Here is a 25,892-nt window from a genome sequence, read left to right as displayed (position 1 = left end):
TTTTTTCTTAGTAGTCTAAAAAACAATAGAAAAGCTGCATTTTTATTTGAAATGCAGCTTTTTTTTATTTTAAAGTGTATATTTGGTAAAATTAGCCGATTAATGCCCCAAATACGGATTTTTTTACTTCTACTTTTTGTACTGAATTGCTGTGCCAATTCGGTATTATCTCAATCTAATTGTAATCAAGATCCTAAACTTGATAAGCTTGTAAAAAAAGCACTTTTAAATTTTAGAGAATCTAATTTTGATCAGTCGCTCAAAATTTCTCGAACTGCACTTAATGCAGCTACTTTAATAAAAGATTATTGCTTGATGTCTCGTTCTTACAATATTATAGCTGCTAATTATAATGAATTAACAGATTATGATAAAGCTATTTTTTTCTACAAAAAGAGTCTTTATTATGCAGACAAAACCAGTAACGATTCTTTAAAGAGTAATATCTACAATAATTTAGGTAATATGTATTGCTTTGAAAAGAAACAATTTGATGAAGGAATTCGCTACTATAAAAAATCGGTTGCTTATGCTTTAAAGATTAATGATTTAAAGGAAGTTTATTTTGCTAACGTCAATATTACTTGGGCTTATTTTGATATTGAAAACTACGATCAAGGCTATATTTTTTTAAAATATTTAAATAGTGCTAAAAACAAATACAGCGACGGTTCTACAGAGGTTATTGTAGATATGCTGAACGGGATTTATTTAAGTCATAAAAATGAAAATAATGCGGCAAATAGCTATTTTTTGAGCGCTATTGAAGCTGGAAAAAAAGCCCAGGAAAAGACAGATTTATCTAGCGCGTATTTAGAATATTCCAAGTTTCTCAACAAAATTAATAAACACAAAGAAGCTTATCAGGCTTTAGCTAATTATAATGCTATTTCAGATGAAGTCTATAGTGTAAAGAAAATTAAAAAAGCTTCAATTGCAGGAATGGGACTTGAGCTGGATGAATATAAAAGGCAGATCAATAAAATAGAAAATGAAAAAGTTGAACAATCTCAGAGTCTTAAAAAATCAAAAATAATTGTAATTCTGTTTGTACTGATTTCCCTAATCCTCTTGTTCCTAATTATTACTTTAATTAAAAATATCAGGTTCAAAAAAAGACATAATCTAGAACTTTTAAAGGCAAAAGAAATTGCAGAGGAAGCTTCTTTACTTAAAACACAATTTATTTCCACCATAAGCCACGAATTACGTACTCCTCTCTATGGTGTGGTTGGAATCACAAATATGCTTCTAGAAGAACATAAAGAGCTTTCTAGAAGCCAGCATCTAAGCTCTCTTAAGTTTTCAGCAAGATATCTTCTTTCCCTTGTAAATGATATACTTCAGATTAATAAAATCGAAGAGAATAAAATTGTTCTTGAAAATTTGACATTTAATATCTCGGATGAAATTACGGTTATAAAAAATTCACTTTCTTTTCTTTCTCAGAAAAATAATAATAGAATCTCGATCGATATTGATCCTGATATTCCAGAATATTTAATTGGAGATAAACTGAGGTTGTCACAGATTTTGATGAATTTGGTGAGTAATGCACTAAAATTTACTAAAGATGGGCAGGTTGAAATAATCGTTAAGTTGAGTAAAGTTGAAGGAAAAATGAATTATTTAGATTTCCTGATTCGAGATAATGGTATTGGAATAGCAATTGTGGATCAAAGCAAAATCTTTGACAAGTTTGTACAAGTTGGAAGGAAAGAAGAAGATTATCAAGGAACTGGTCTTGGGCTAAGTATTGTAAAAAGATTATTAGGTCTTTTTGGAAGTACAATTACTTTGGTTAGTGATCTGGGAAAAGGGACTTCATTTTCGTTTGAAATTGCGTTTGAGCATGATCTTGCGAAGACAAAAAGTATTATTGATGAGATTGAAGTTGATTTGACTTCTTGTGAAATTTATAAGATTTTAGTTGTAGAAGATAACTTGATTAATCAGCTAGTGACAAAAAAGATTATCGAAAAGAATAATTATGCTTGTAAAGTAGTTGATGATGGTTATGCGGCTCTTAAAATTCTAGAAGATGAAGTCTTTGACTTGATTTTAATGGATATTAATATGCCTTTGATGAATGGTTTTGAAACTACAAAAAGAATTCGTTTGGCAGGAATAGATACTCCAATTGTGGCTTTGACAGCTTTTGATAAAGATGAGATAACAGATGAAGCACTTTCGTCTGGTATGAATGATATTATTATAAAGCCTTTTGAGCCAGTTAAATTGTTTAAGATAATTAATTACTTAATAAAAGAAAAAAGCGCTGTTTAGTACCAGCGCTTTTTATTTTTCTTAGAAGAATTGGATTTTCTCGATTTATGAGCACCACCGCTTCTGTTTGAACTTTTAGGTTTTTCTCCAGCTTCAGGACTTCCTGAATGCCATTGATACGGATGGTCTGAAATTGTTTTTACATCGACCTTTATTAATTTCTGAATGTCTTTCCAATAAGGTAATTCATCTTTACCGCAAAAAGAAATTGCAATTCCGCCATTACCTGCGCGACCTGTACGGCCAATACGGTGTACATAAGTTTCTGGAATGTTCGGAAGATCAAAATTGATTACGTAAGGCAATTGTTCAATGTCAATTCCTCGTGCAGCAATATCTGTTGCAACTAAAACGCCAACTTCTTTGTTTTTAAAAGCATCTAAAACTCTTTGTCTGGCATTTTGAGATTTATCTCCGTGAATTGCTTCTGCAGGAATGTCTTTTTTACGAAGCGCTTTTACAACATTATCTGCGCCATGTTTTGTTCTAGAAAAAACAAGTACGTTTGATAAATTTTCTTCTTTAATTAAGCTGTATAGCAAGTTTCTTTTCTCGGTTTTATCAACAAAATAAACACGCTGTTCTACTTTTTCGGCTGTTGACGAAACTGGAGAAACTTCTACTTTTTCTGGATCCTGCAAAAACATTTCAGCTAGCTCGCGAATTGCAATTGGCATTGTAGCAGAGAAAAGCAGTGTCTGTCTATTTTTTGGTGTAAGTTTTACAATTTTTTTGACATCGTTTATAAAACCCATATCCAACATCTGGTCGGCTTCGTCTAAAACTAAAGTATGCAGATGATTTAAATCTAAGAAACCTTGTTTATGAAGATCAAGTAAACGACCGGGAGTAGCTACCAAAATATCAACTCCATTTTTTAAAGTGTCAACTTGAGGATTTTGTGAAACGCCACCAAAAATAGTCAATTGTGTTAAATTGGTATATTTGGCATAAGTGTCAAAGCTCTGTCCGATTTGAACTGCTAATTCACGTGTAGGTGTAACTACAAGCGCACGAATTTGTTTCGCTTTTTTTGATGAGCCTACGATTCGATGTAATTGATGTATAATAGGGATGGCAAATGCCGCCGTTTTTCCTGTTCCTGTCTGCGCACAGCCAATTAAATCACGGCCTTCTAAAACAACAGGAATAGATTTTTCCTGAATGGGAGTCGGATTTAAATAGCCTTCTTCAAATACGGCTCTTTGTATACTTTTTGAAAGTGATAAATCTTCGAATAACATATCTTATATATTAAGTATTTTAGCTATAGGTGCTAAAATGACGTGCAAAGATAGTTTTATTCGGCCAATGGTTTATTTGAATTGGCTTTTATTTGGCAAAACCACTTTGTTTGTAAGTTTAATAAATCTGCTAATTAGTCTTGTTCTATGTTTGCTTTTATAAAATCAGTCACTAAATAACCAATTAATTTTCCAATTAAATTATTATTTGGAGCATTGTCTAGATCAGGTGCTCCTTCGCAGATATGAAGATAAGCGGCGTTTTTATGTTCTCCGAAAAAAGAAACAAATTGTCTCAATTCTTCAACAGAAAAACCACTGATGGTCATAGCACTGCTGGCAATATTTGGAATAGCATCTAAGTCAATTTCAATTCCGAAAGCATCATTTTTAATAAAATCCAGAGCAGTAATCATTTCTCTGTTAAAGTCTTTTTCTTTTCTAATATTGACGCTATCATAAGTGTTGTAGCGAACTCGATCTTCGAGTTTTTTAATGATGTCTAAAACGCTTTTTGAAGTATAGTTTTCATGAAGCCCAAAAATGAAGTATTTTTTTAAAAAACCTTCTTCGTAAGCATAAGAGAATCCGTTACCGCTATGCCTTCCTTCTAAAATTCTAAAATCAGAATGTGCATCAAAATTAACGGCGTTTACAGGTTTTCCTTTTGCTAAAGCAGCTCCTTTGATATTTCCATAAGCATTGTTATGGCCTCCGCCTATGATAATTGGAGTTTTTCCAGCTTTAATTATAGTAAAAATTATATGAGAAACTTCTTTGTCTATTTTTTCAACCAGCTGGCTTAATTTGGAACGATCATCAATATCGTTAAAATCAAGATTCTCGACTTCGCGCATTTCATCAGCGACATTAATGTGTCCTAAAATGATAATGTTGCTTCCTTTGCAAAATCGATTGTGCTGAATGTTGGCAATACTTTTTATAGCAGACTGCCATGCTGAAGCTGCTCCAGGTCTTCCATAATTGGCACGAACACCAATATCTTCTGGAATTCCAAGAAGGACATATTTAGCTTCACTTTCTTTTAGGAAATTAACTTTGTCGGCTCCTGGGGGGATGACAATCATTTTTTCTCCAAACTTTAATTCACCGCTTCGATGATTTGTGACTTTTGCTAAATCATTTATAGTGAAAGGGATTAATTTCTCCATTAAAAAAATTTATTTTCCAAAAATAATATAATTGTAGAAACTTACGTTATTACCTTATATTAATTCTTAAATTTGTTATTAAAGAAAATTTTTTTAAATATGGAAAACCCAAAGAACAACAATTCAAGTCTAAAAGCGATAATCGCAGTTTTAGCAGTCCTACTGATTGGTAGCTTAGTGTATATTTTTAAATTATCTTCTGATACAGAGGTAGTTAAAACGGAACTTACCACAACTTTGACAGAGAAAGAATCTGTAATGAAAGATTTACAGGAGTTAAAAGCTACTTATGATGCTGCAATTGCAGAAAATACTTCTATGTCTGACGAATTAATCCAAGAAAGAGATAAAGTAGTTGCTTTAATGGATGATTTAAATAAGTCTAAAGGAGATGTTTCTAAATACAGATCTCAAGTTCAGGCAATGCAGAGCAAAATGAAAACTTTGGTTGCTGAAAATGATGAGTTGAAAAAACAAAATGGTGTTTTAACTACTCAAAGAGATAGTACAATTGTGGTTTTAGGAGAATCTAAAAAATACAACGAAGTATTAGTTGGTCAAAACGAAGAGTTAGCTAAAACAGTAGAAAGAGGTTCTAAATTATCTATTTTGAACACAAAAACTGCAGCTTACAAATTAAGAAGCTCAGGAAAACAAATTGAAACTGATAAAGCTAGCCGTGCTGATGTTTTAAAAGTAAGTTTTACAATTGCTGAGAATCAAATTGCAAAATCTGGTGACAAAACGTATTATGTACAAGTTATCGACGCTAAAAATAATGTTTTAGGAGATAAGAAAACTGAAAATTTTGGTGATAACACATTAACTTACAGTTTTAAAACTACCGTACAATACGAAAACAAATCTGTAAATGTTGTACAAGATTTACCAGGAAAAGATTTCGCTAAAGGAACTTACTTTATCAATGTTTTTGATAATGATGAATTAGTTTCTAAAACTAGTTTCAGCTTAAGATAAGCTGCCAAAGGGATTAAATACCACTTAGATATTAAAGGTCTGTGCATTTCACAGACCTTTTTTTATGGATTATTGTTAGGTTAGAATTTTTCCTTCAATAAAAACCGATTCAATTAAATTGCTTCCAAAAGCGTATGGAATCTGATAAAAGGAAGAAATAGGTTTTGTCAAGATCAAGTTCGCTTTTTTACCTTTTGTAATGCTTCCGTGTGTTTCTGAAAGTCCCATGGCATAAGCGCCGTTTATTGTCGCGGCGTTGATAGCTTCTTCTGGTGTCATTTTCATTTTGATACAGGCTGTAGCAACAACAAAATTCATATTTCCAGATGGAGTAGAACCAGGATTAAAATCTGTGGCTAATGCTATAGGTAAACCCGCTTTGATCATTTCACGTGCCGGCGTGTACGGAATGCTTAAAAAGTAAGAGCAGGAAGGTAAAGCTACAGGCATCGTTTCGGTTCCTTTTAAGGCTTCAATATCTTCAGCGTTCATAATTTCTAAATGATCGACAGAAAGTGCATTAAATTTAACCCCAGCCTGAATACCACCGATAGAGTTGAATTGATTGACATGAATTTTCGGTTTTAATCCAAATGCGATTCCAGCTTCCATTATTTTTTCAGTTTCTTCTACTGAAAAATAACCGCTTTCGCAGAATATATCAACATAATCAGCAAGCTGGTTTTTAGAAATTTCTGGAAGCATTTTAGTTATGATTTCGTCCAGATATCCTGCTTTGTTTTCTTTATAATGAGTTGGAAAAGCATGCGCTCCAAGAAAAGTTGCTTTTATTGCTACAGGATAGTTTTCTGAAAGTCTTTTAATAACACGAAGCATTTTGAGTTCGCCATCAACAGTTAAACCGTAACCCGATTTTATTTCAACAGCTCCAGTTCCTAAATGCATGACTTCTTCTAAACGAATTTTCGATTGTTCGTAGATTTCTTCTTCAGGAGTTTCATTTAATTTTTTAGCCGAATTTAAAATACCGCCTCCACGATTGGCAATTTCTTCATAAGATAATCCGTTAATGCGGTCTACAAATTCCTGTTCACGATTTCCTGCGTATACAATATGCGTATGACTGTCACACCAGGAGGGGAGAACTACTTTTCCAGTTGCATCAATTATTTTGTCTGCTTTAGTTTCAGGAAGATTTTCCATTGATCCGAAATCTGCAATAAGATTGTCTTCTAAAATTAAGAAAGCATTTTTGATGGTTGGAAGTTCTGCCATTTCTGCTCCAGAAACTTTATTAACTGAAGTTTCACGTACCTGAAGTAGTTCTTGTATGTTTTTGATTAAAGTAATCATTTGTAAGTATTGTTATAAAATACAAATTTCACAAATTATCACGAACTAATTCGTGTAATCTGTGAAATTCGTGTTTTTGATTTTTTGTTTTTGATTTATTCTGTAACTGTTATTTCAAACATTTTGCTCCAGTTTTTACCTGTTACAAAAATAGTTTTAGTTTTAGGATTGTAAGCAATTCCATTTAAAACATCGTCTTTTGTGATGTCGTTCATCGATTTGCGCAGGTCTGATAGATTTAAAATTCCTTCAACAGCTCCATTTGCAGGATTTACAACAGCGATTGCATCTTTAAACCATACGTTTGCATAAATTTTCCCGTTAATCCATTCAATTTCATTGACTTGTTTGATTTTTGAATCTCCTGAATAAACGTTAATATAATCAATCATTTTTTGAGTTGCAGGATCTACTTTCCAAATTTTTTCCGTTCCGTCAGTTTGGTAAATGTATTTGCCGTCGTTTGTCATTCCCCAGCCTTCTATATCTTTTTCATAGTCAAAAGTTTTTTCCAGTTTTAATGTTTTGGCATCATAGATAAAACCTTTTTTGTTTTTATAAGTTAATTGAAATAATTTACCGTTTATAAAAGTTATTCCTTCTCCAAAGTATTGCTGGTCAAGATCGATTTGTTTAAAAACTTTACCCGTTTTATAATCGTATTTTTTAATGAAGGAAGCTCCCTCTTGTCCAGTGCTTTCATATAAAGTGTCATTATAAAATTCAAAACCTTCAGTAAAAGCCTTTTTGTCGTGTGGATAAGTATTAACCAATTTATACTTTAATGCTTTTGGCTGTACATCAGAGACTACTTCGATTCTTTTAGTAGCATCAGAAGAATTTCCATCAAAGTAGACAGTAGCTTTTAAGTATTGATAACCTAATTTTTGATCTATTAATTCAAATCTAAATTCTTGAGAACCTTTTGTGCCTCCAACTCTTTTGTCATTTATGAAGTAGGCAACACTGTCAATTTCTTTAGATTTTGGGTTTAAAATTCCGATTGTAAGCGCTTCTTTTTGCGTAAAATGTGCTGGAAAAGCAGAATCATCGATAGTAAATAAAGAATTTTCAGTTTTATTTTTATCTCCGCACCCAATTAATGTGATTCCTAATAAAATGACACCTAGGAAGTTATGTTTTTTCATAGTTTAAAATTTGAATAATGCAATATACGATGATATTTTTATAGCAGCAAAGCTCTTGCAAAAATATAAAAAGGTTGTATATTTGCACCGGCAAGTCCTACACGACCAGCTCCTGCAGACTCCCCCAGGATGGGAACATAGCAAGGGTACGCGGTTGAGCGGTGCGATGTAGGTCGCTTGCCATTTTTTTTAGAATTAATTTAATTTGTAATCTTCCTTTTAGGAGGATTTTTTTATTTTTACCCTAGCTGAAGTTAGAGGGGTGTTGGTTAGAAGTTGAGTGTAACTCAAAATAAGCCGAATTCCCAAAACTTATAACTCATAACCCAAAAACTCATAACTTAAAAAATGAATAAAGTCGTTTTAATTACTGGAGGATCATCTGGAATTGGAAAATCTATTGGTGAATTTTTACATCAAAAAGGTTTCGTTGTGTACGGTACAAGCAGAAATCCTGAGAAAGTATTAAATTCTGTTTTTCCTTTGGTTGCTTTGGATGTTAGAAATTCGGAATCGATTCAAAATGCTATTTCTAAAATTATTGAAACTTCTGGCAAATTAGATATCGTAATCAATAATGCTGGAGTTGGTATTACTGGGCCTTTGGAAGAAATTCCAACGGAAGAAATCCGAAATAATTTTGAGACAAATTTCTTTGGCCCGATTGAAGTTATGAAGGCTGCTTTACCGCAAATGCGTAAACAAAATTCAGGTTTGATTATCAATATTACTTCTATTGCTGGTTATATGGGACTTCCATATAGAAGCGTTTATTCGGCATCAAAAGGAGCTTTGGAATTGATTACTGAGGCTTTGAGAATGGAAGTAAAATCTTTTGGTATTGAAATTACCAATGTAGCGCCTGGAGATTTTGCAACTAATATTGCGGCAGGACGTTATCATGCACCAGTGATTAAAGATTCGGCTTATGAAAAGGTTTATGGCGGTATTTTGGCAACTATGAATGATCATGTTGATGCAGGAAGTGATCCAAATGAAATGGCAGAAGCGGTTTATAAAATTATTGAAACTAAAAAGCCAAATGTGCATTACAAAGTCGGGGCTTTTATGCAAAAGTTTTCGATTGTTTTAAAACGCGCGCTTCCAGATAAAGTTTATGAGAAAATGTTAATGAACCATTATAAATTATAGAATTATGAAAAATTTTTCGGATTATTTACCAGTCATTTTTAGTGTTTTAGTTTTACTGATTATTTGGTTTGTTATTCGTAGAATTTTGGGATCTGTAAGTGATAAAATCAATAATTCGGAAATTTATAAAGAAGAAACTTTAAAGGTTTTGGAAGAAATTAGGGATGAATTGAAAGAAATGAATAGGAATAATTCTAAGTAATTGTTCTGATGTGAATTTAGGAATAGTATTAAATTAGAATTTTTTCCTTATTTAAAGAAAATACATACAAAAGGTATTTGTCTGTTAAAAAATGTAAAAAACACACTTATTTTTAACAATTAATTTCAAAATGGTTTTGATTTTAAAAACGTTATTGATATTGATTTTGTAATTTTGCAGCTAGATTTTCTTTAGGTGTTTTGCTTGAAGAAAAAAATCGCAAAATATAAATACGAACAAACCATTTTTAATTAAACAAATAATTATGAAATTTTTTATAGACACAGCTAATTTAGCTCAGATTAAAGAAGCACAAGCTTTAGGTGTTTTAGACGGTGTAACTACTAATCCATCATTGATGGCGAAAGAAGGAATCACTGGAAAAAATAATATCCTAAAGCATTATGTTGATATTTGCAATCTTGTTGAAGGTGACGTAAGTGCTGAAGTAAATGCGCTAGATTTTGAAGGAATGGTAAAAGAAGGTGAGGAGTTAGCTGAATTACACGACCAAATCGTTGTAAAACTTCCTATGACTAAGGAAGGTGTTATGGCGGCAAAATATTTTTCTGATAAAGGAATTAAAACTAACGTAACTCTTGTTTTCTCTGTGGGACAAGCTATTTTGGCTGCTAAAGCTGGAGCTACTTATGTTTCTCCTTTTGTAGGCCGTTTAGATGATATTTCTACAGATGGATTGAACTTGATTCAAGAAATTAGAGAGGTTTATGATAACTACGGTTACGAAACTCAAATTTTAGCAGCTTCTGTACGTCATACTATGCATATTGTAAACTGTGCTAAAATTGGTGCAGATGTTATGACTGGACCGCTTTCTGCAATTTACGGATTGTTGAAACACCCATTGACAGATATCGGTTTAGCGCAATTCGTAGCTGACTTTGAGAAAGGAAACAAGTAATCCTTAGATACTTACAAAATTAAAATCGTCTTTTTTCTAACGAGAAGAGGCGATTTTTTTTACTTTTATATGAATCTTAAATAGCTGAATATGAAAGTACTATTGATTATGTCGTGTTTTTTTGTTAGTTTTTTAATAAACGCTCAGGCAAAAGTGATTACTTCGGTTAATGATGCCGGCGATGTGGCAACTTACGAATTAGATTGTACGATTAAATTTCAAAGTCTGGCAAAAGGTCTTCGATATAATATCACGCGACATGAATTTAAAGGCCCGGAGCTGAAAAATAGTTATAGATTACTTTTGGTAATGGATGGTTTTTATTCTAAAACTTTGAATAAGGAAATGACGATTTCGGCAGTTTTAAGTGACGGAACTGTTATTGAAGCCAAAAAGATTATTGAGGATGACGGTTTCTTTGACGGCGCCTGCACTTTGAAAATAAAAGACCCGCAAGCGCTTTTAAAGGCTGATATTGACAAGGTAATTGTTCATGCGGATAAAGATGTGGTTTATTCTATTTCGGCGCAAAATAAGGTTGTTTTTAAAAAGAATCTTGAAAATGTTATTAAAGCAAAATAAGTTTCTATGATGCTGAGATACTAATTTATTAAGGTTTTGTCCTGCATAGTATAAAAAAATCCAAATTCCGTTTTGTAAAATTGGAATTTGGATTTTTTTTATATTGGAGTTTTAATTTTTTTAGTGTCCGCCACCACCGCCTTCAACGTGGTTGATACCTTGTTTTTTCAAGATTTTAGGACAGTAGAATCCGTAGAACCCTAAGTATGCAAAACCAAGAAGCGGTACTATATAAGAGAAATGTGTCCATGTAATTCCGAAGATTCCTCCTGGATGAGAAATATCAAAATCGCAGATACTTCCTTGAACTAATGGAATAACTCCACCTCCAAGAATCATCATAATTAGGAAAGAAGATGCTTTTCCTGTGTTTTTTCCTAATCCTGCGATCGCTAAATCGAAGATAGAAGGCCACATAATAGATAAGAATAAACCTCCTGAGATAAAGAAGAATTTAGCAATTTCTGGATTTGGCCAAACTAAACCTAATACCATCATTAATAATCCTGAAATACCAAAAAGCATTAAAGTTTTTCCAGCATTTTTACCGCCAACGAAACTTACAGCGATAAATAGTAAAATCCAGATTGGGTAGATATAAAATGAAGAAACGTCGTGTGCTGCAAAAATATTAGCTCCAATGATTACTCCAAATGCTACAGCAGGAACGATAAATTTAAGTGCCGTGTTTACTAAGTTTGAAGTATTAAATACGTTTACACCGCCATTCCAACGGCCAATCATTAAACTTCCCCAATATAATGCTATAAATGGAGCGATAGCGTCTTCTAGTACATTTCCAAACTCGCTAGTGTGTAATAGGGCAGGTAAATTACTAATAATCGTTACTTCTGTTCCTACGTAAATAAAAATACCTAACATTCCAAGGTACAATTGTGGGTAATCCAGAATATTAAATTTGCTATGAGGTTCTTTAATAATAGCTTCTTCCTCTTTTTCAGGATCTTCAATTTTAGAGAAGTTCATAAAAATTGCCACAGCAATAAAAGCAAGACCAAGAATAATAAAAGGTAATTTAATATCTTCTAATGAAAGAGCTGTTTTTTTATTGTCACCCATTCCAAACAAAGCAATTCCTAATAGGATAGCTCCAATTGTTGTTCCGAAAGAGTTGATACCTCCAGCAAGTGTTAAACGGTGCGCACCAGTGTTTGGACTTCCCATTTTAATTGCTAATGGATTTGCTACGATTTGCTGGATAGAAAATCCTAAACCAACGGTAAATAAAGCGGTCAAAAAGAAAGGAAAACTTTCCATTGTTGCAGCTGGAATGAATAAAAATGATCCAACAGCAGAAAGAAGTAAACCCGCTGAAAGTGTTCTTTTGTAGCCAAACTTTTGGAGTACGTCAAGCTTTAAAGAAACTAAAAAGAATATAATTGATCCAACAAAGTATGCAGCATAAAATGCCCACGCTACTAATTGTGATTGTACTTGCGATAACGTAAATACTTTTTTGAATACTGGAATCAGGATATCATTGGCAGAACCAACAAAACCCCAAAAGAAGAACACGATTATCAAAGAGATAAACTGCCCCCATTTGGTTTGCACATTTTCTGAACTCATAAGAATAAGGTTAATTTTTATTTTATTGTTTTTTGAAGACCGTAAATATATTTGTTAGGATTATCAAAAAAAAATAAAAGGGCATAAATAATGTTAAATTTATACCAACGACACTCTTTTTTCAACAAAGTGTTAATTTTAACCTACTTATAAAATGAATTTAAGAAATGAATTATTCTAAAATTTTATTTTTAACATCTTTACTGTAGTTTCTGCCTATCGGAATGTTGTAAGATTGGATTTGAACACGGTTTCCTTCGATAGATTTTACTTTATTTAAGGCTATAACGTAAGATTTATGTATTCTAAGAAAGCGATCTGCGGGTAATTCTTCGGATAAAGAGGTTAAAGATTTGTGGGTAATATAGGTTTTGTCTGGCGTGACAACTTTGATGTATTCTTTCATTCCTTCGACAAACAAAATTTCTTCAATATTAATTTTCATCATTTTTTTATCGACTTTGATAAAAATATGAGAGTCACCTTTTGCAGTTTCGACTTTAATATTGTTTTTGAGATTGTATTCGGTTGTGATTTTATTGATGCATTTTATAAATCTTGGCAACGGAATTGGTTTTACTAAATAATCTAATACATCAAGATCATAACTTTCGGCAGCAAATTCTCTAAAAGCAGTTGTGATAATTACTTTGGTTTTATTTTCAACAAGGCTGATCAATTCAAAACCAGTCATCATGGGCATGTTAATATCTAAAAAGACGGCATCGACAGGAGTACTGTTGATAAAATCCAGCGCTTCTAAAGAGTTATTGAATGTTGCTATAACTTCAAAATCTGTAAAATTGGTAAAATAATTTTGCAGGACTTTAATCGCTAAAGGCTCATCATCAATTAACACGCATTTAATCTTCATTCTGAGTAGGTATTTGTAGTCTGGTTATGTAGAAATTTAGTTTAGTTTTTTGTTTAAGACTGAAATTATTTCTATAAATAAGTTTCAATCTTTTTTTTGTATTAACTAAACCAATTCCTCTTTTAGAGGTATCATTTTGTGAAATTACAAAATTATTTAAGATTTCAAAATCAAGAATTTTGTTGTCGATAACTTTGCAATTGATTTTAATTTTTAAATTTTTATTGTTTACGCCACCATGTTTAAACGCATTTTCAACTAATGAGATAAAAATTAAGGGCGGTACAACTACATCTTCAATATTCGATTCCAGATTTATAGTTACTTCTACATTTTCAAAACGCAGTTTTTCGATTTCAATATAATTCTGAATGTAATCAATCTCTTTTATTAAAGGAACAAATTTGGTTCCTTTCACATCATAAAGAACATATTCCATTAAGTTAGAAAGTTTGATAATAACATCAGGGACTTTTTTGGAAGATTCTAATGAAAGCGCGTATAGATTATTTAAGGTATTAAAGAAAAAATGGGGCTGAATTTGGTTTTCGAGATATTTTAATTTGATTTTAAACTGATTTTCTCGCAGCGATCTGTTTCTTTCTCGTTCTTTCAGCCAAGTTAAAGTAAGATATACTGAAGATGCCATTGCCAAAACATACAGCTCTCCAATGCAAACAGCTACAATATGATTGATTTCAAAAGGATGGTATTCTCTATTGGCTTCTGGCCAAATATTTTCAGATATTATATAATAGGTCAGGGCAGTTTTGGCTAAATAAATTGCAAATAGGCTAAGAAGCAATAGAAATGTATACGTAATATATTTTTGCTTCAATACGTACTTTGGAACCAAAACAAATAAATTCAGATATACCAAAGGAATCACTAAAGAGAACTCAATTAAGTTTGATTTGAAAGCGTAGGGATAATCATTAAAGTAAGCTCCCCATCTTAAAAAATTCAAAGTAAAATACACTCCCCAAAACCAAATGTGATTTTGCAGTTTTATGTTAAACTTAACTTTTCTTATTTCTTTCAATTGGTTACTGATTAGGGATTTTAGATTTTTCTTAACAAGAATCAAATCTTGTGCAACTTTAAACAATTAAAGGCAAAGTCGCAATTTTTTTGAATAAAATTTCCCAAATAAACTTAAATGATGTTTTATTTTTTGAATAGAACGTTTTCGTAAAACGCATTATTGAATGATTTATGTCGTTGGTTTAAATTTTATTGTCGTTGGTTTAATTTATTTTTTTTAACAATGTCTTAAGAATAATTTTACTTCATAACTAACAAAATAAAATAAACATGAAAAAAATTTTCTTAATCTTTATGATTGTTTTTACGGCGCAGGTTTCGCTTGCACAAGTAAAAAGTGTCAAGGGTGTGATTACAGATTCTGATGGTATGCCATTACCAGGTGCTTCTGTTGCAGTACAAGGAGGTCAAAAGGGAACAACTACCGATTTTGACGGATTGTATTCAATCGAAGTTCAAAAAGGTCAGACTTTAGTTTTTACTTATGTTGGACTGGAAACTCAAACAATTGTTGTAGGAGATGCTGCTACAATTAATGTAAAAATGGTTCAAGGAGCATCAAATGCATTAAACGAGGTTGTGGTAACTTCTTTAGGGATAAAGAAAACGAGAAAATCTTTGACTTATGCAGCTCAAGAACTTAAAGGAGAAGAGTTAACTCGTGTAAAAGATGCTAACCTTATAAACACTGTTGCAGGTAAAATTGCTGGTGTTGCAGTAACAAAAAGTTCTTCAGGAGTTGGTGGTTCGACAAAGGTTGTAATCCGTGGTAATTCGTCATTTGTGAACAATCAGCCCTTGTATGTTATAGATGGTATTCCTTTGATTAGCTCTGGAGCAGCTCAGCCAAATGGTACGTTTGGAGATTTAGCGGGAGGTAACCGTGATGGAGGAGATATTACATCATTAATTAATCCAGATGATTATGAAGGAATGACAGTTCTAAAAGGGGCGGCCGCTTCTGTATTGTACGGTTCTCAAGGAGCAAACGGTGTAATTTTACTGTCTTCTAAAAAAGCTAAAGTAGGTTCTGAAACTTTTAATGTTAACTCAGTAACAAATTTTGATTCTGCCGCTTATTTACCAAAATTTCAGTCTGATTATACGTCAAATGATGGGGATCCAAGATCTTGGGGAGCGAAACAAAAAGTAGAAGGCGATATTAAAGATTTCTTTAATACAGGTATTACTCAAATTACTTCAATGTCTTTTTCAAAAGCGACTGAAGGTAATTCTACTAGTTTAACTTATGCAAATACAGATGCTTCGGGAATTATGCCTGAAAATCATTTAAAGAAAAATAATTTTGGTGTTCGCCAAACTGGTAAATTTTTTCAAGATAGGTTGAGTGTTGCAGTGACAGGTAATTATGTTTTACAGGAAATAAATAATAGACCAGTTAATGGCTTGTATTTTAATCCAATTAGTGGTGTTTATTCTCATCCAAGGGCTTTTAGCTTAAATGATTTAAAATCATATGAAGTTTATAGTTCAGTAAGAAATATGATGGTTCAAAACTATCCGGGTTTTGCTACAGTAAACGAAAGTAATGAGAATCCATACTGGCAAATAAACAAACAAAAATCAGTTGACACTAATAATTTCTTCAATGGCTCTATTGCTTTAGATTATAAAATAGCAGATTGGTTTCATTTAACTTCAAGATACAGTTATAACAGAAGCGAAGGGAATTTTCAGAAAGAAATGTTTGCCAGTTCTGCAACTTCATTAGTTCATACAAATGGTAGATTTATTAATTCAACTCTCATAACTACTCAAAATTATGCAGATTTAATAGGTCTTATTAATACAAAAATATCAGATGATTTTTCATTCAATGGAACAATAGGTACAAGTATTAATAATGGTAAAAGTGCTGGTACTAATCTTGATTCAGGAATTGGAGGAGGTTTAGTGTATGCTAATATTTTCACATTAGGAAATTTTGTTAATAATACAGGTAATGTACAAACTGCATATCAAAGAGAAGTACAATCAGTATTTGCAGCTACTACTTTTGGATATAGAGATTATTTATTCTTAGACGCAGCGGCAAGAAATGATTGGTCATCTACTTTAAGCAATACTGATACTCCAAGTTATTTCTATCCTTCTATTGGTTTGACTGGTATTCTTAGTGATATGTTTACTATGCCAGAAGCAATTAGTTTCGGAAAACTTAGAGCTACTTATGCAAGAGTTGGTAATGATATTTCGGCATTTATTACAAATCCTACAGTTACTATTGTTGCAGGTAGTATTGTTGGAGCTAACGGCCCAATACCAGGGACTAGCTTAAAACCTGAATTAAAATCAGAAGTTGAGTTAGGTACAGAGTGGAGATTTTTAAATAATAGATTTGGATTAGAATTGTCTTATTATGATTCAGAAACTAAAAATCAGTTAATGACGATTCCGGCAAGTTCAACAAATCAAAATGGTTATATAAATTACCTTATCAATGCAGGTAGTATTACTAATAAAGGATTTGAAGCTGTTGTATTTGCAGATGTTATCAGAAATGAAAAATTTACTTGGAATACAAGTTTAAACTATTCTCAAAATAAAAGTAGAGTAAATGATATTCCAGCAGATCAAGGTGAAGGAGGAAGAATAACCCTTACAGATCCAGGATCGAATACTTACAGATTTGCATTAATCGAAGGAAGGCCATTTGGAGTAATAGAGGGAGTTAATTTTAAGAAAGATGCACAAGGAAGAATATTAGTAAGTGACGGAATTATCCAAAGAACTGATTGGGAAGAAGTAGGTAATGCAAATCCTGATTTCATGTTAGGTTGGTCTAATACTTTTAAAATTGGATCATTTACTGCAAATGTTTTAATTGATGGACGTTTTGGTGGGGAAGTTTTAAGCTTAACTCAAGCAATTAATGATTATAATGGAGTTTCTAAAGCTACTGGTGATGCAAGAAATGCAGGAGGTGTAAAAATTAATGCTGTAGATGCAAATACTGGAACTCCAATAACGACAATGGATGCTTTTGATTATTATACTCAAACAGCTGGTAGAAATGGAGTATCTGGTCAGTATGTTTACGATGCTACTAATGTTAGTGTTAGAGAAGTTTCTGTAGGATATACTTTCAAAAAAGATAAATTGCCATTCGTACAATCTGCAACTATCTCATTAATCGCAAGAAACTTGTTCTTTATCTACAAAGATGCACCATTTGATCCAAATGTGGCATTAAGTACAGGAGAAGGTTTACAAGGAGTTGATGTATTTGGTTTGCCATCAACAAGAAGTATCGGTCTAAATTTAAACTTAACTTTCTAATCTTACAATCATGACAATAAATAAATTAAAAAGAACAGCAATATGCTTCTCTTTGCTTGCAGCGTTTAGTTGTACAGATAATTTTGAGGAGATAAATACTAACCCTGAAGGGGCTACCACAGGGCAGATAGAACAAGATTATAACAATATTAAAAGCTTATTTAAGCCTTCGTTCAGCAGAATTTATATTTCAGACATTACTTGGCAATATCAAATACAGCAAAGTTTGCAAGCTGATGGCTGGTCGGGTTACATGATTACTCCAGTTCCTTTTGGAAATACAAATAATTATGATTATGCTTTAAATCCAGGCTGGAATGGATTTGCTTGGGATACAGCTTACCTCGATGTTATTTCTAATATGTATAAAGTAAAACAAAGAGCAGAAGGTAAGTTTGATCAATTTTATGCATGGTCATTAATTATAAAAGTAGCGCAGATGCAGCGTATTACAGATATGTACGGACCAGCAGTTTATTCTAAGTTTGGTGATTTAGGAGCGGTTCTTTACGATTCTCAAAAAGATATTTACACGCAAATGTTTAAAGATTTAGACTTTGCAGTTGCCGAATTGACTAAGAGAGTAAATGCGAATGAAGATTCAAGTTTTGTAGGAACAGATTTATCATTATATGCTGGAAATTATACGCAATGGGTTAAATATGCTAATTCGCTTCGCCTAAGATTAGCAATGCGTGTAGTTAAGGTAGATCCTGCTTTGGCTAAAACTGAAGCTGAAAAAGCAGTTAGTAATTCAATTGGTGTTTTTAAGGTTAATGGTGATGTGATGAAAGTTAAATCTCCTGTCGATCTTAATGTTATCGATGTAATGAGCCACTCTTGGGTTGGTTTATTTATGGGGGCAGATATGCAGTCTATTTTAGGAGGTTATGAGGATCCTCGTATTGCTAAATACTGGAATACATCAGAAATTACTCCTGGACAGTACGCTTCAGTAAGAAATGGAGTAACTTATCCATCTGGAAGTACTTATGCTAAATTTTCGCAGACAGGACCTAGAACTAAAACAGGTGAAGTTACTTGGATGACTACTGCAGAAGTTTATTTCTTAAGAGCTGAGGGGGCTTTGAGAGGATGGAACATGGGAGGAACTGGTAAAGAATTGTATGAAGCTGGTATTGCAGCATCTTTTGAAGAAAATGGTGTTAGCGGAGCATCTGCTTATGCAGCAGATAATACTAAAAAACCATTAGATTATATAGATCCATTATTCCCCGCAAATAATACTCCCGCAGTTTCAAAAGTTACGGTAGCATGGGGAACAACTAATGAAGAAAACCTTGAAAAAATCATTACTCAAAAATGGATTGCAACTTATCCTGATGGGCAAGAGGCATGGTCTGAGTTTAGAAGAACAGGATATCCAAAATTGTTTAGAATTGCTAATAATAGAAGTGGAGGCGTAATCAGTACAGAACTAGGAGTTAGAAGATTACCATTTGCGCAATCTGAAGTTGCAAACAATCCAAAAGGAGTTGAGTCTGGTGTTGCAGTACTCGGAGGGGCAGATAATGGAGCTACAAGACTTTGGTGGGATACCACAGGAGCTAACTTCTAATAGTAAGATAAACAAGAATAGTAAGTTTGGTTAGTAGTAATGGTATAGGCGGTGTTTGCTGTCTATACCATTCTTAAAATCAAAATGATAATTACTACAAAAAAGAAAAGAAATGAAAGGTGCTTTAGATATAAAACCTGATATTAGTTACAAAAGCGCAGGTAAGTTTGAAGAAACTCGTTTTGAGAAAATTCATAACGAAATTTTCAAAAATTCTGTAGAAGCTTCTGTAATTGTAGCACAGGAAATTGCGCAGCTAATTCGATCTAAACAGGAGAAAAATAAAGCTTGTGTTTTAGGATTGGCTACAGGTTCTTCTCCTATAAAAGTTTACGAAGAACTGGTGCGAATGCACAGAGAAGAAGGACTTAGTTTTAGCAATGTAATCACTTTTAATTTGGATGAGTATTATCCAATGACGAAAGAGAACAATCAGAGTTATCACTATTTCATGCATGAGCATCTTTTTAATCATATTGATATCAAACCAGAAAACATTAATATTCCTGATGGTACAATTGCAATTGAAGAAATCAATCAATATTGTATCGATTATGAAATGAATATTAAAAATGCAGGAGGCCTTGATTTTCAATTATTAGGAATTGGACGTACTGGACATGTTGGTTTTAACGAACCAGGTTCACACATCAATTCCGGAACTCGAATTATTACCCTGGATCATATTACGAGAGTTGATGCGTCATCTGCTTTTAATGGTATTGATAATGTACCGAAACGTGCCATTACAATGGGAGTTTCAACAATTATGAGATCAAAACGTATTGTTTTGATGGCATGGGGACAGAATAAAGCAGATATCATTAAAAGAACCATTCAAGGAGATATTAGTTCAGAAATTCCAGCGACATTTTTACAAAATCATGCCAATGCAACGTTTGTTTTAGATCAGTCTGCTGCTTCAGAACTAACTCGTTTCAAAACGCCTTGGTTAGTTGGTGAATGTCTTTGGACTCCAGAAATGAAGAGTAAAGCGATTGTTTGGCTGTGTCAAAAAACAAAACAATCTATTTTAAAATTGACTGACCGTGATTATAACAACAACGGAATGTCTGATCTTTTGGCACAGGAAGGTTCTGCTTATGATATGAATATCAATATGTTCAATATCTTACAGCATACTATTACGGGATGGCCAGGAGGAAAACCAAACACAGATGATTCGCATCGTCCTGAAAGGGCAAATCCGGCAAAAAAGAGAATTATTCTTTTTAGTCCGCATCCAGATGATGACGTGATTTCTATGGGAGGAACTTTTTCTAAATTAATCAAACAAGGCCATGATGTGCATGTAGTGTATCAAACCTCTGGAAATATTGCAGTTTCGGATGAAGAAGCTTTAAAATTTGCTGAAGTAGCGAGTGATTTTGTAGGCGAAGGTAAAGCGGACATCAATTTCAAATCAGTTATCGATTTTCTTAATAATAAATCAGAAAATCAAATTGATTCTTTGGAAGTGCGAAAATTAAAAGGACTTATTAGAAGAAGGGAATCTTATGGAGCAACAAGATACATTGGACTAAAAGATGAAAATACGCACTTTTTAGATCTTCCTTTTTATGAAACAGGACAGGTTAAAAAGAATCCATTAGGTCAGGAAGATATTGAAATTGTAAAAGAGATTATTGCTAGAATAAAACCACATCAGGTTTTTGCAGCTGGAGATCTTGCAGATCCTCATGGTACACATGAAGTATGTTTGAACGCGATATTCGCTGCTTTAAAAGAACTAAAACCAGAATCTTACATGAAAGACTGCTGGTTATGGCTTTACAGAGGAGCTTGGCACGAATGGGATATTCATGAAATTGATATGGCAGTTCCGTTAAGTCCATCAGAAGTTTTGTTAAAACGTCATGCTATTTTGTTTCATCAATCGCAGAAAGACCGAGTTATGTTTCAAGGAAATGACTCAAGAGAATTTTGGGTAAGAGCCGAAGATCGAAATAAAAATACAGCTATTTTGTATGATGAATTAGGTCTGGCTGAATATGAAGCTATCGAAGCTTTTAAACGTTTTGATTACTAACTATTTTTTTGATGATTCATTTTCAAAATGAATCGAATAACAAAATTCAGATTAATCTCATTGCGAATGTGAGGTAGAGCATAAATTGATCTGAATTTTGTTTTTTTAATAAATTTAGGGATACTAAACTATCCAACAAAAAAAAAGAAAAAATGAAATATCTATTTGTACTATTGTTTGCGGGCTTATCTGCAAGCGCTCAGATTAAAAAAGAGCAGCTCAATCTTATGCCTTGGCCTCAAAATGTTGTTATTAATGACGGTAATTTTGCTTTAACAAAAAGTTTTAAAGTAAACATTACGGGAAATCCAAATCCAAGAATTTATGGAGGAGTAACACGTTTTTTACGCCGTTTAGATGGTAGAACAGGTATGTTTTTTCAACAAGGCTTTATTACAAAACTTAATGAAGTTCCCAATGCAGAATTACAAATCAACTGTACTAAAAGTGGTAAAATTGGTTTATACGAAGACGAAAGTTATCATTTAGATGTTACTTCAAATAAAATTACACTTAATGCCTCAAGTGATTTAGGAGCTTTGCACGGTTTAGAAACATTATTGCAAATGCTTCAAAACAATGCGTCATCTTATTATTTTCCAGCTTCCAAAATTTCAGATTTCCCAAGATTTACTTGGAGAGGTTTAATGATTGATGCTTCAAGACATTTTCAGCCAGTTGATGTGATTAAAAGAAATATAGATGCATTGGCAGCAATGAAAATGAATGTCTTTCACTGGCATTTGGTTGATGACCAAGGCTGGAGAATTGAAATGAAAAAACACACAAAGCTTATTGAATTAGCTTCAGATGGCTTTTATTATACACAAGAGGAAATTAAAAATATTGTAAAATATGCCGATGAGCGTGGTATTTTAATTGTTCCAGAAATAGATGTGCCAGGTCACGGATCGGCAATTTTGACTGCTTATCCAGAAATTGGAAGTAAAGTGATTACGTTGACAGGAGGGACATCCGAAAAAAATATTCAAGGTACAGCAATTGCTACCTATGGAATTGAAAGAAATGCTGGGATTTTTTCTCCAACATTAGATCCTTCAAATCCTAAAACATATCAAATTCTGAGTGGTATTTTTGATGAGGTTTGTCCTTTATTTCCAGGAGCTTATTTTCATATTGGAGGAGATGAAAACGAAGGAAAAGATTGGGATGCCAACCCGAAAATCCAAGAGTTTAAAAAGAAACACAATTTAAAAACCAATCACGAATTACAAACCTATTTCACTATGCAGTTAGCGCCGATGTTGAAAAAACACGGAAAACAGTTAATGGGTTGGGAAGAAATATTAACGAAAGATTTATCTAAAGAAGCTATTGTGCATTCATGGAGAGGGCCAAACGAAGGAATGGCAGCAGGACAGTCTTTAGTAGATGCTGTTAAAAAAGGATATAAAACAGTTTTGTCAAACGGCTATTATATTGATTTGATGTATCCAATTGCAAGTCACTACCTAAATGATCCAATGCCCAAAGGAGCAAACTTAACTGCTGAAGAGAAAGCAAGAATTTTAGGTGGTGAAGCAACAATGTGGACAGAGTTGGTTACGCCAACAACAATAGATTCAAGACTTTGGCCAAGAACAGCAGCAATAGCTGAAAGACTTTGGTCTGCCGAAGATGTTGTAGATGTTGAAAATATGCGCAAACGTTTAGAAACAATTTCTTTCCGATTAGAAGAATTAGGAATTACACATATCCGTAATAAAGATGTAATTCTAAGAAACATTGCAAATAATCAAAATATTAAAGCACTTGAAGAATTATCCTACGTAAGCGAACCATTAAAAGGATATACCCGTAACAAAGGCGGAACAGAATATCAAATGTATTCTCCGTTTACTTTATTCGCAGATGCTTGCGGTCCAGATTCGAAAGATTCTTTAGCATTTGATGCGGCAGTAAATCAGTATTTGGCAAATAAATCAGCAGAGAATAAAGCCAAAGTTGCAGCATTTTTTAATAAATGGATTGCAGTGCACAAAGATTTAACGGATTTAAGTGCAAATGCACCTTTAGTGCAGCCGATATTACCATTGTCTAAAAAGTTAAGCGATGCTTCTCAGGAATTATTATTGGTTTTGGATAATAAATCGACTTCTGGTAATTTGAAAAAGTTAGTAGAAGATTGTAATACAAAAGATCATGCAGATGTAGAACTGGCTGTTTATACAAGCTTGAAGAAATTATTGTAAAATTAGTTTGAATTAGTGTTTAGTATTTATTGCCTTTATTAATTTAAAATGATTTATCTCTGCCTGGAATATTCTGGCAGAGATATTTACAAAGACATTTTTCCAGTTAGATTTTTAGGTAACTGGAATCAAATATATTTTCAAGAGTTAATAACAAAGTTCATGAAAATTAAGTGAGGTAAAATTTTTTGGTGGGTTAAAATTGAGTTTGGTTATTTATTTTTTAATCTAAATTTTATTTCAAAACAATGTACCAACTTTAGGTAATTTGTTATTTGGTTTTTACCTAGAGGAGGACATTTTCAAACCTGGCAATTCGTTGTCAGGTTTTTTTGTTTAAAAAAATGTTCAATTTATTAGGAAGAAACTGTTTTAACGTTATTTTTACGACAACTAATCTAACCCATAACTAATGAAAATATTTTCAATTTTTAATTTTGTATTCTCCTTTGTTGGCGCTGGCTTAATCGCTGGAGCAATTTATCTTTATGTAGACAAACAAGCTTTTTTAGCGAAAGCAGAAACCGTGCAGGGAACTGTTACAGAATTGGTTCCTAAACGTTCTAAAGAATCAACAACTTATAGTCCTGTGGTTTCTTTTACAACTAAAGCTGGTCAGACAATTACGCATCATTCATCAATAAGCAGCAGTCCGCCAAGTTATGATGTTGGTGAGAAAGTTGAGGTTTTTTATGATCCAGCGAATCCTAATAAAGCAGAAATAAAAGGTTTTGTATCGTTATGGCTCGGTGTACTGATTTTAGGAGTTGTAGGAACAGTTTTCTTTTTAATAGGCTCTTTGGGAGTTTTATTTCGTTGGCTTAAAAATAAAAAAACGAAAAATTTACGCGAAACAGGAAAACCTATTACAGCAAAATTTACGCAAGTACAATTGAATACCAGTCAAACAGTAAATGGTAGAAATCCTTTTCAGATTTACAGTCAATGGCAGGATCCACAAACCAATGAATTGTATGTTTTTAAAAGTGATAACATTTGGTTTGATCCTACAGAATTTGTAAAAACTGATACCGTTAGAGTTTTTATTGATCCAGAAAATCCTGCAAAATATACTATGGATATCTCTTTTTTACCAGTTCTCAAGAATTAAAGTAATAATATAAATTATATTTTAAGTTCGCTATTGTTTCTGAAGGAGCAGTAGCGAACTTTTGAGTTAAAATTGACTTATAAAATTTTGACTACTTTTGGGTTTCAATATATTTTTCAGAATTCATGCAGAAACTTTTCAGCCTTATACTATTCTTTTTTATCTTTTCATTAAGCCAAGCTCAAAATAAATTAGGAAATCCCGAAGTTGATCCTGTTCAAATTCAGAAAACGTACGAACAATGGTCGGTTTATCAGAATAAAAATATAATGCTTTCGAGAGATTTTACAGCTCTTGATGCTTCTTCCAAAGAAATTTCCAAAGAAGTTTTTTTAGATCAATTAGCAAATGGAAGTTTCATTCCAATCCGATTAAAATCAGATGCTTCAGTATTTTATTATAAACTTTTCAAAATTCAGCCCAAAACAGATACCAGTATAAAAGCAACAATTAATCAAATTGGTTTTGATGCTTTTAAAAATTATAAAATGGAAGGAACAGTTTTCCCTAAATTCTCGTTTAAAGATTTAGATGGAAATCTGGTTACAAACGAATCCATGAAAGGAAAAATAATTGTAATTAAATGCTGGTACATTCACTGTACACCTTGTATAAAAGAGTTTCCACAGGTTAATAAACTTGTAGAAGAGTATAAGGATAGAAAAGATATTCTTTTTATAAGTTTAGCTGAAGATTCACCAGAACAATTAAAAGTATTTTTATCCAGAAAACCTTTGTCGTATTCTGTAATTCCCGATATGAAAGAATATATGAATAATGCTTTACAGCTAAATTCATTCCCAACACATTTTATTCTAAACAAAGAAGGATTGATTTCGAAAGTCCTGCCTAATTTTGAGAGTTTAGAAGTGGCTTTGGCGAAGGAAAGTAAATTTTAGTTTTGAACTATTCGAATTTTTCGCGTAGTTGAAATTAATATCGAATTATGCAGATTTTCCAGATAGTTGAATTTTTAATTCAATGTGTAAAAATGAAGATTAAAGGCACAGTTTGTCATTTCGACCGAAGGGAGAAATCGCACTAGAAACTCCGCATAGAATGTCGCTAATCTTTGTCGAATCCCGCGTGTGATTTGCTTCGCCAGTTCGCTATTGCTCGGGTTTCCTTCGT

At 32.7% G+C, this 25,892-nt stretch carries 19 protein-coding genes and 1 other RNA gene; 13 read left to right on the top strand and 7 right to left on the bottom strand.

Features of this window, described 5'->3' with window-relative positions; genetic code table 11:
* Positions 1-315 precede the first annotated feature (315 nt).
* Positions 316-2,286 (top strand): response regulator, encoded by a 1,971-nt coding sequence (locus P2W65_RS22555; protein ID WP_289661520.1) that lies wholly within the window; start codon positions 316-318, stop codon positions 2,284-2,286.
* Here the strand turns inward: P2W65_RS22555 and P2W65_RS22550 are convergent.
* Positions 2,283-3,530 (bottom strand): DEAD/DEAH box helicase, encoded by a 1,248-nt coding sequence (locus tag P2W65_RS22550; RefSeq protein ID WP_289661518.1) that lies wholly within the window; start codon positions 3,528-3,530, stop codon positions 2,283-2,285. The genes P2W65_RS22555 and P2W65_RS22550 overlap by 4 nt on opposite strands.
* Positions 3,531-3,664: 134 nt before the next feature.
* A complete protein-coding gene (locus tag P2W65_RS22545; RefSeq protein WP_289661515.1) occupies positions 3,665-4,702 on the bottom strand; it encodes a formimidoylglutamase in 1,038 nt (345 codons plus the stop codon).
* A gap of 99 nt (positions 4,703-4,801) precedes the next feature.
* Here P2W65_RS22545 and P2W65_RS22540 point away from each other — a divergent pair, with 99 nt between their 5' ends.
* A complete protein-coding gene (locus P2W65_RS22540; protein ID WP_289661512.1) occupies positions 4,802-5,680 on the top strand; it encodes a DUF8428 domain-containing protein in 879 nt (292 codons plus the stop codon).
* A gap of 75 nt (positions 5,681-5,755) precedes the next feature.
* Here the strand turns inward: P2W65_RS22540 and hutI are convergent, their stop codons facing one another.
* Both hutI and P2W65_RS22530 read right to left on the bottom strand, forming a co-directional pair.
* Entirely contained in the window at positions 5,756-6,994 is a 1,239-nt protein-coding gene (hutI, locus tag P2W65_RS22535) for an imidazolonepropionase (RefSeq protein WP_289661510.1), read from the bottom strand.
* Positions 6,995-7,089: 95 nt separating this feature from the next.
* Positions 7,090-8,142 (bottom strand): glutaminyl-peptide cyclotransferase, encoded by a 1,053-nt coding sequence (locus tag P2W65_RS22530; RefSeq protein ID WP_289661508.1) that lies wholly within the window; start codon positions 8,140-8,142, stop codon positions 7,090-7,092.
* A gap of 88 nt (positions 8,143-8,230) precedes the next feature.
* Here P2W65_RS22530 and ffs point away from each other — a divergent pair.
* The 5 genes from ffs (at position 8,231) to P2W65_RS22505 (ending at position 11,000) form a co-directional block, all read left to right on the top strand.
* Positions 8,231-8,328, top strand: an RNA gene (ffs, locus tag P2W65_RS22525) — signal recognition particle sRNA small type.
* A gap of 162 nt (positions 8,329-8,490) precedes the next feature.
* Positions 8,491-9,294, top strand: coding sequence for an SDR family oxidoreductase (locus tag P2W65_RS22520; RefSeq protein WP_289661505.1), 804 nt, complete (start codon positions 8,491-8,493; stop codon positions 9,292-9,294).
* A gap of 4 nt (positions 9,295-9,298) precedes the next feature.
* The gene (locus P2W65_RS22515; protein ID WP_289661503.1) at positions 9,299-9,496 is read left to right on the top strand and encodes an ATP synthase subunit B family protein; all 198 of its coding nucleotides are present in this window, start codon (positions 9,299-9,301) and stop codon (positions 9,494-9,496) included.
* Positions 9,497-9,761: 265 nt separating this feature from the next.
* Positions 9,762-10,418, top strand: a complete 657-nt coding sequence (gene fsa, locus P2W65_RS22510; RefSeq protein WP_091493007.1) for a fructose-6-phosphate aldolase — start codon at positions 9,762-9,764, stop codon at positions 10,416-10,418.
* A gap of 90 nt (positions 10,419-10,508) precedes the next feature.
* Complete coding sequence (locus tag P2W65_RS22505) at positions 10,509-11,000, top strand: hypothetical protein (RefSeq protein WP_289661500.1); 492 nt, start codon at positions 10,509-10,511, stop codon at positions 10,998-11,000.
* Between the two features lie 120 nt (positions 11,001-11,120).
* Here the strand turns inward: P2W65_RS22505 and P2W65_RS22500 are convergent, their stop codons facing one another.
* The 3 genes from P2W65_RS22500 to P2W65_RS22490 form a co-directional block, all read right to left on the bottom strand.
* Positions 11,121-12,590 (bottom strand): MFS transporter, encoded by a 1,470-nt coding sequence (locus tag P2W65_RS22500; RefSeq protein WP_179004991.1) that lies wholly within the window; start codon positions 12,588-12,590, stop codon positions 11,121-11,123.
* Positions 12,591-12,762: 172 nt separating this feature from the next.
* Complete coding sequence (locus P2W65_RS22495) at positions 12,763-13,464, bottom strand: LytR/AlgR family response regulator transcription factor (protein WP_289661497.1); 702 nt, start codon at positions 13,462-13,464, stop codon at positions 12,763-12,765.
* A complete protein-coding gene (locus P2W65_RS22490; RefSeq protein WP_289661495.1) occupies positions 13,454-14,506 on the bottom strand; it encodes a sensor histidine kinase in 1,053 nt (350 codons plus the stop codon). The genes P2W65_RS22495 and P2W65_RS22490 overlap by 11 nt, the downstream gene beginning before the upstream one ends.
* 272 nt (positions 14,507-14,778) lie before the next feature.
* On the opposite strand from P2W65_RS22490, the gene P2W65_RS22485 reads away from it, so the two are divergent.
* The 6 genes from P2W65_RS22485 to P2W65_RS22460 all read left to right on the top strand — a co-directional run bounded on the left by P2W65_RS22485 (position 14,779) and on the right by P2W65_RS22460 (position 25,660).
* On the top strand, positions 14,779-17,808 hold the full coding sequence (locus P2W65_RS22485) for a SusC/RagA family TonB-linked outer membrane protein (protein WP_289661493.1): 3,030 nt from the start codon (positions 14,779-14,781) through the stop codon (positions 17,806-17,808).
* Between the two features lie 10 nt (positions 17,809-17,818).
* The gene (locus P2W65_RS22480) at positions 17,819-19,387 is read left to right on the top strand and encodes a RagB/SusD family nutrient uptake outer membrane protein (protein WP_289661491.1); all 1,569 of its coding nucleotides are present in this window, start codon (positions 17,819-17,821) and stop codon (positions 19,385-19,387) included.
* A 112-nt stretch (positions 19,388-19,499) separates the two neighbouring features.
* Complete coding sequence (gene nagB, locus P2W65_RS22475; protein ID WP_289661489.1) at positions 19,500-21,437, top strand: glucosamine-6-phosphate deaminase; 1,938 nt, start codon at positions 19,500-19,502, stop codon at positions 21,435-21,437.
* Between the two features lie 152 nt (positions 21,438-21,589).
* On the top strand, positions 21,590-23,650 hold the full coding sequence (locus tag P2W65_RS22470) for a beta-N-acetylhexosaminidase (protein ID WP_289661486.1): 2,061 nt from the start codon (positions 21,590-21,592) through the stop codon (positions 23,648-23,650).
* 412 nt (positions 23,651-24,062) lie between these two features.
* Positions 24,063-24,761, top strand: coding sequence for a DUF3592 domain-containing protein (locus P2W65_RS22465; protein ID WP_289661483.1), 699 nt, complete (start codon positions 24,063-24,065; stop codon positions 24,759-24,761).
* A gap of 125 nt (positions 24,762-24,886) precedes the next feature.
* Positions 24,887-25,660 carry a TlpA family protein disulfide reductase gene (locus P2W65_RS22460; protein ID WP_289661480.1) on the top strand — a complete coding sequence of 258 codons (774 nt, stop codon included), beginning with the start codon at positions 24,887-24,889 and terminating at the stop codon, positions 25,658-25,660.
* Positions 25,661-25,892 lie beyond the last annotated feature (232 nt).

It is taken from the genome of Flavobacterium panacagri (assembly GCF_030378165.1).
In the GTDB taxonomy this organism is placed as follows: domain Bacteria; phylum Bacteroidota; class Bacteroidia; order Flavobacteriales; family Flavobacteriaceae; genus Flavobacterium; species Flavobacterium panacagri.
Note: the sequence above shows the minus strand (reverse complement) of the source record. Positions and strands in the feature narration are given on the sequence as shown.

Coding starts and splice junctions, on each gene's coding strand:
- P2W65_RS22480 (WP_289661491.1), top strand. CDS start 17,819: ATGACAATAAATAAATTAAAAAGAACAGCAATATGCTTCTCTTTGCTT.
- P2W65_RS22470 (WP_289661486.1), top strand. CDS start 21,590: ATGAAATATCTATTTGTACTATTGTTTGCGGGCTTATCTGCAAGCGCT.
- P2W65_RS22460 (WP_289661480.1), top strand. CDS start 24,887: ATGCAGAAACTTTTCAGCCTTATACTATTCTTTTTTATCTTTTCATTA.
- P2W65_RS22485 (WP_289661493.1), top strand. CDS start 14,779: ATGAAAAAAATTTTCTTAATCTTTATGATTGTTTTTACGGCGCAGGTT.
- P2W65_RS22505 (WP_289661500.1), top strand. CDS start 10,509: ATGAAAGTACTATTGATTATGTCGTGTTTTTTTGTTAGTTTTTTAATA.
- P2W65_RS22500 (WP_179004991.1), bottom strand. CDS start 12,590: ATGAGTTCAGAAAATGTGCAAACCAAATGGGGGCAGTTTATCTCTTTG.
- P2W65_RS22545 (WP_289661515.1), bottom strand. CDS start 4,702: ATGGAGAAATTAATCCCTTTCACTATAAATGATTTAGCAAAAGTCACA.
- P2W65_RS22520 (WP_289661505.1), top strand. CDS start 8,491: ATGAATAAAGTCGTTTTAATTACTGGAGGATCATCTGGAATTGGAAAA.
- fsa (WP_091493007.1), top strand. CDS start 9,762: ATGAAATTTTTTATAGACACAGCTAATTTAGCTCAGATTAAAGAAGCA.
- P2W65_RS22550 (WP_289661518.1), bottom strand. CDS start 3,530: ATGTTATTCGAAGATTTATCACTTTCAAAAAGTATACAAAGAGCCGTA.
- P2W65_RS22530 (WP_289661508.1), bottom strand. CDS start 8,142: ATGAAAAAACATAACTTCCTAGGTGTCATTTTATTAGGAATCACATTA.
- P2W65_RS22540 (WP_289661512.1), top strand. CDS start 4,802: ATGGAAAACCCAAAGAACAACAATTCAAGTCTAAAAGCGATAATCGCA.
- P2W65_RS22495 (WP_289661497.1), bottom strand. CDS start 13,464: ATGAAGATTAAATGCGTGTTAATTGATGATGAGCCTTTAGCGATTAAA.
- nagB (WP_289661489.1), top strand. CDS start 19,500: ATGAAAGGTGCTTTAGATATAAAACCTGATATTAGTTACAAAAGCGCA.
- hutI (WP_289661510.1), bottom strand. CDS start 6,994: ATGATTACTTTAATCAAAAACATACAAGAACTACTTCAGGTACGTGAA.
- P2W65_RS22465 (WP_289661483.1), top strand. CDS start 24,063: ATGAAAATATTTTCAATTTTTAATTTTGTATTCTCCTTTGTTGGCGCT.
- P2W65_RS22515 (WP_289661503.1), top strand. CDS start 9,299: ATGAAAAATTTTTCGGATTATTTACCAGTCATTTTTAGTGTTTTAGTT.
- P2W65_RS22555 (WP_289661520.1), top strand. CDS start 316: ATGTCTCGTTCTTACAATATTATAGCTGCTAATTATAATGAATTAACA.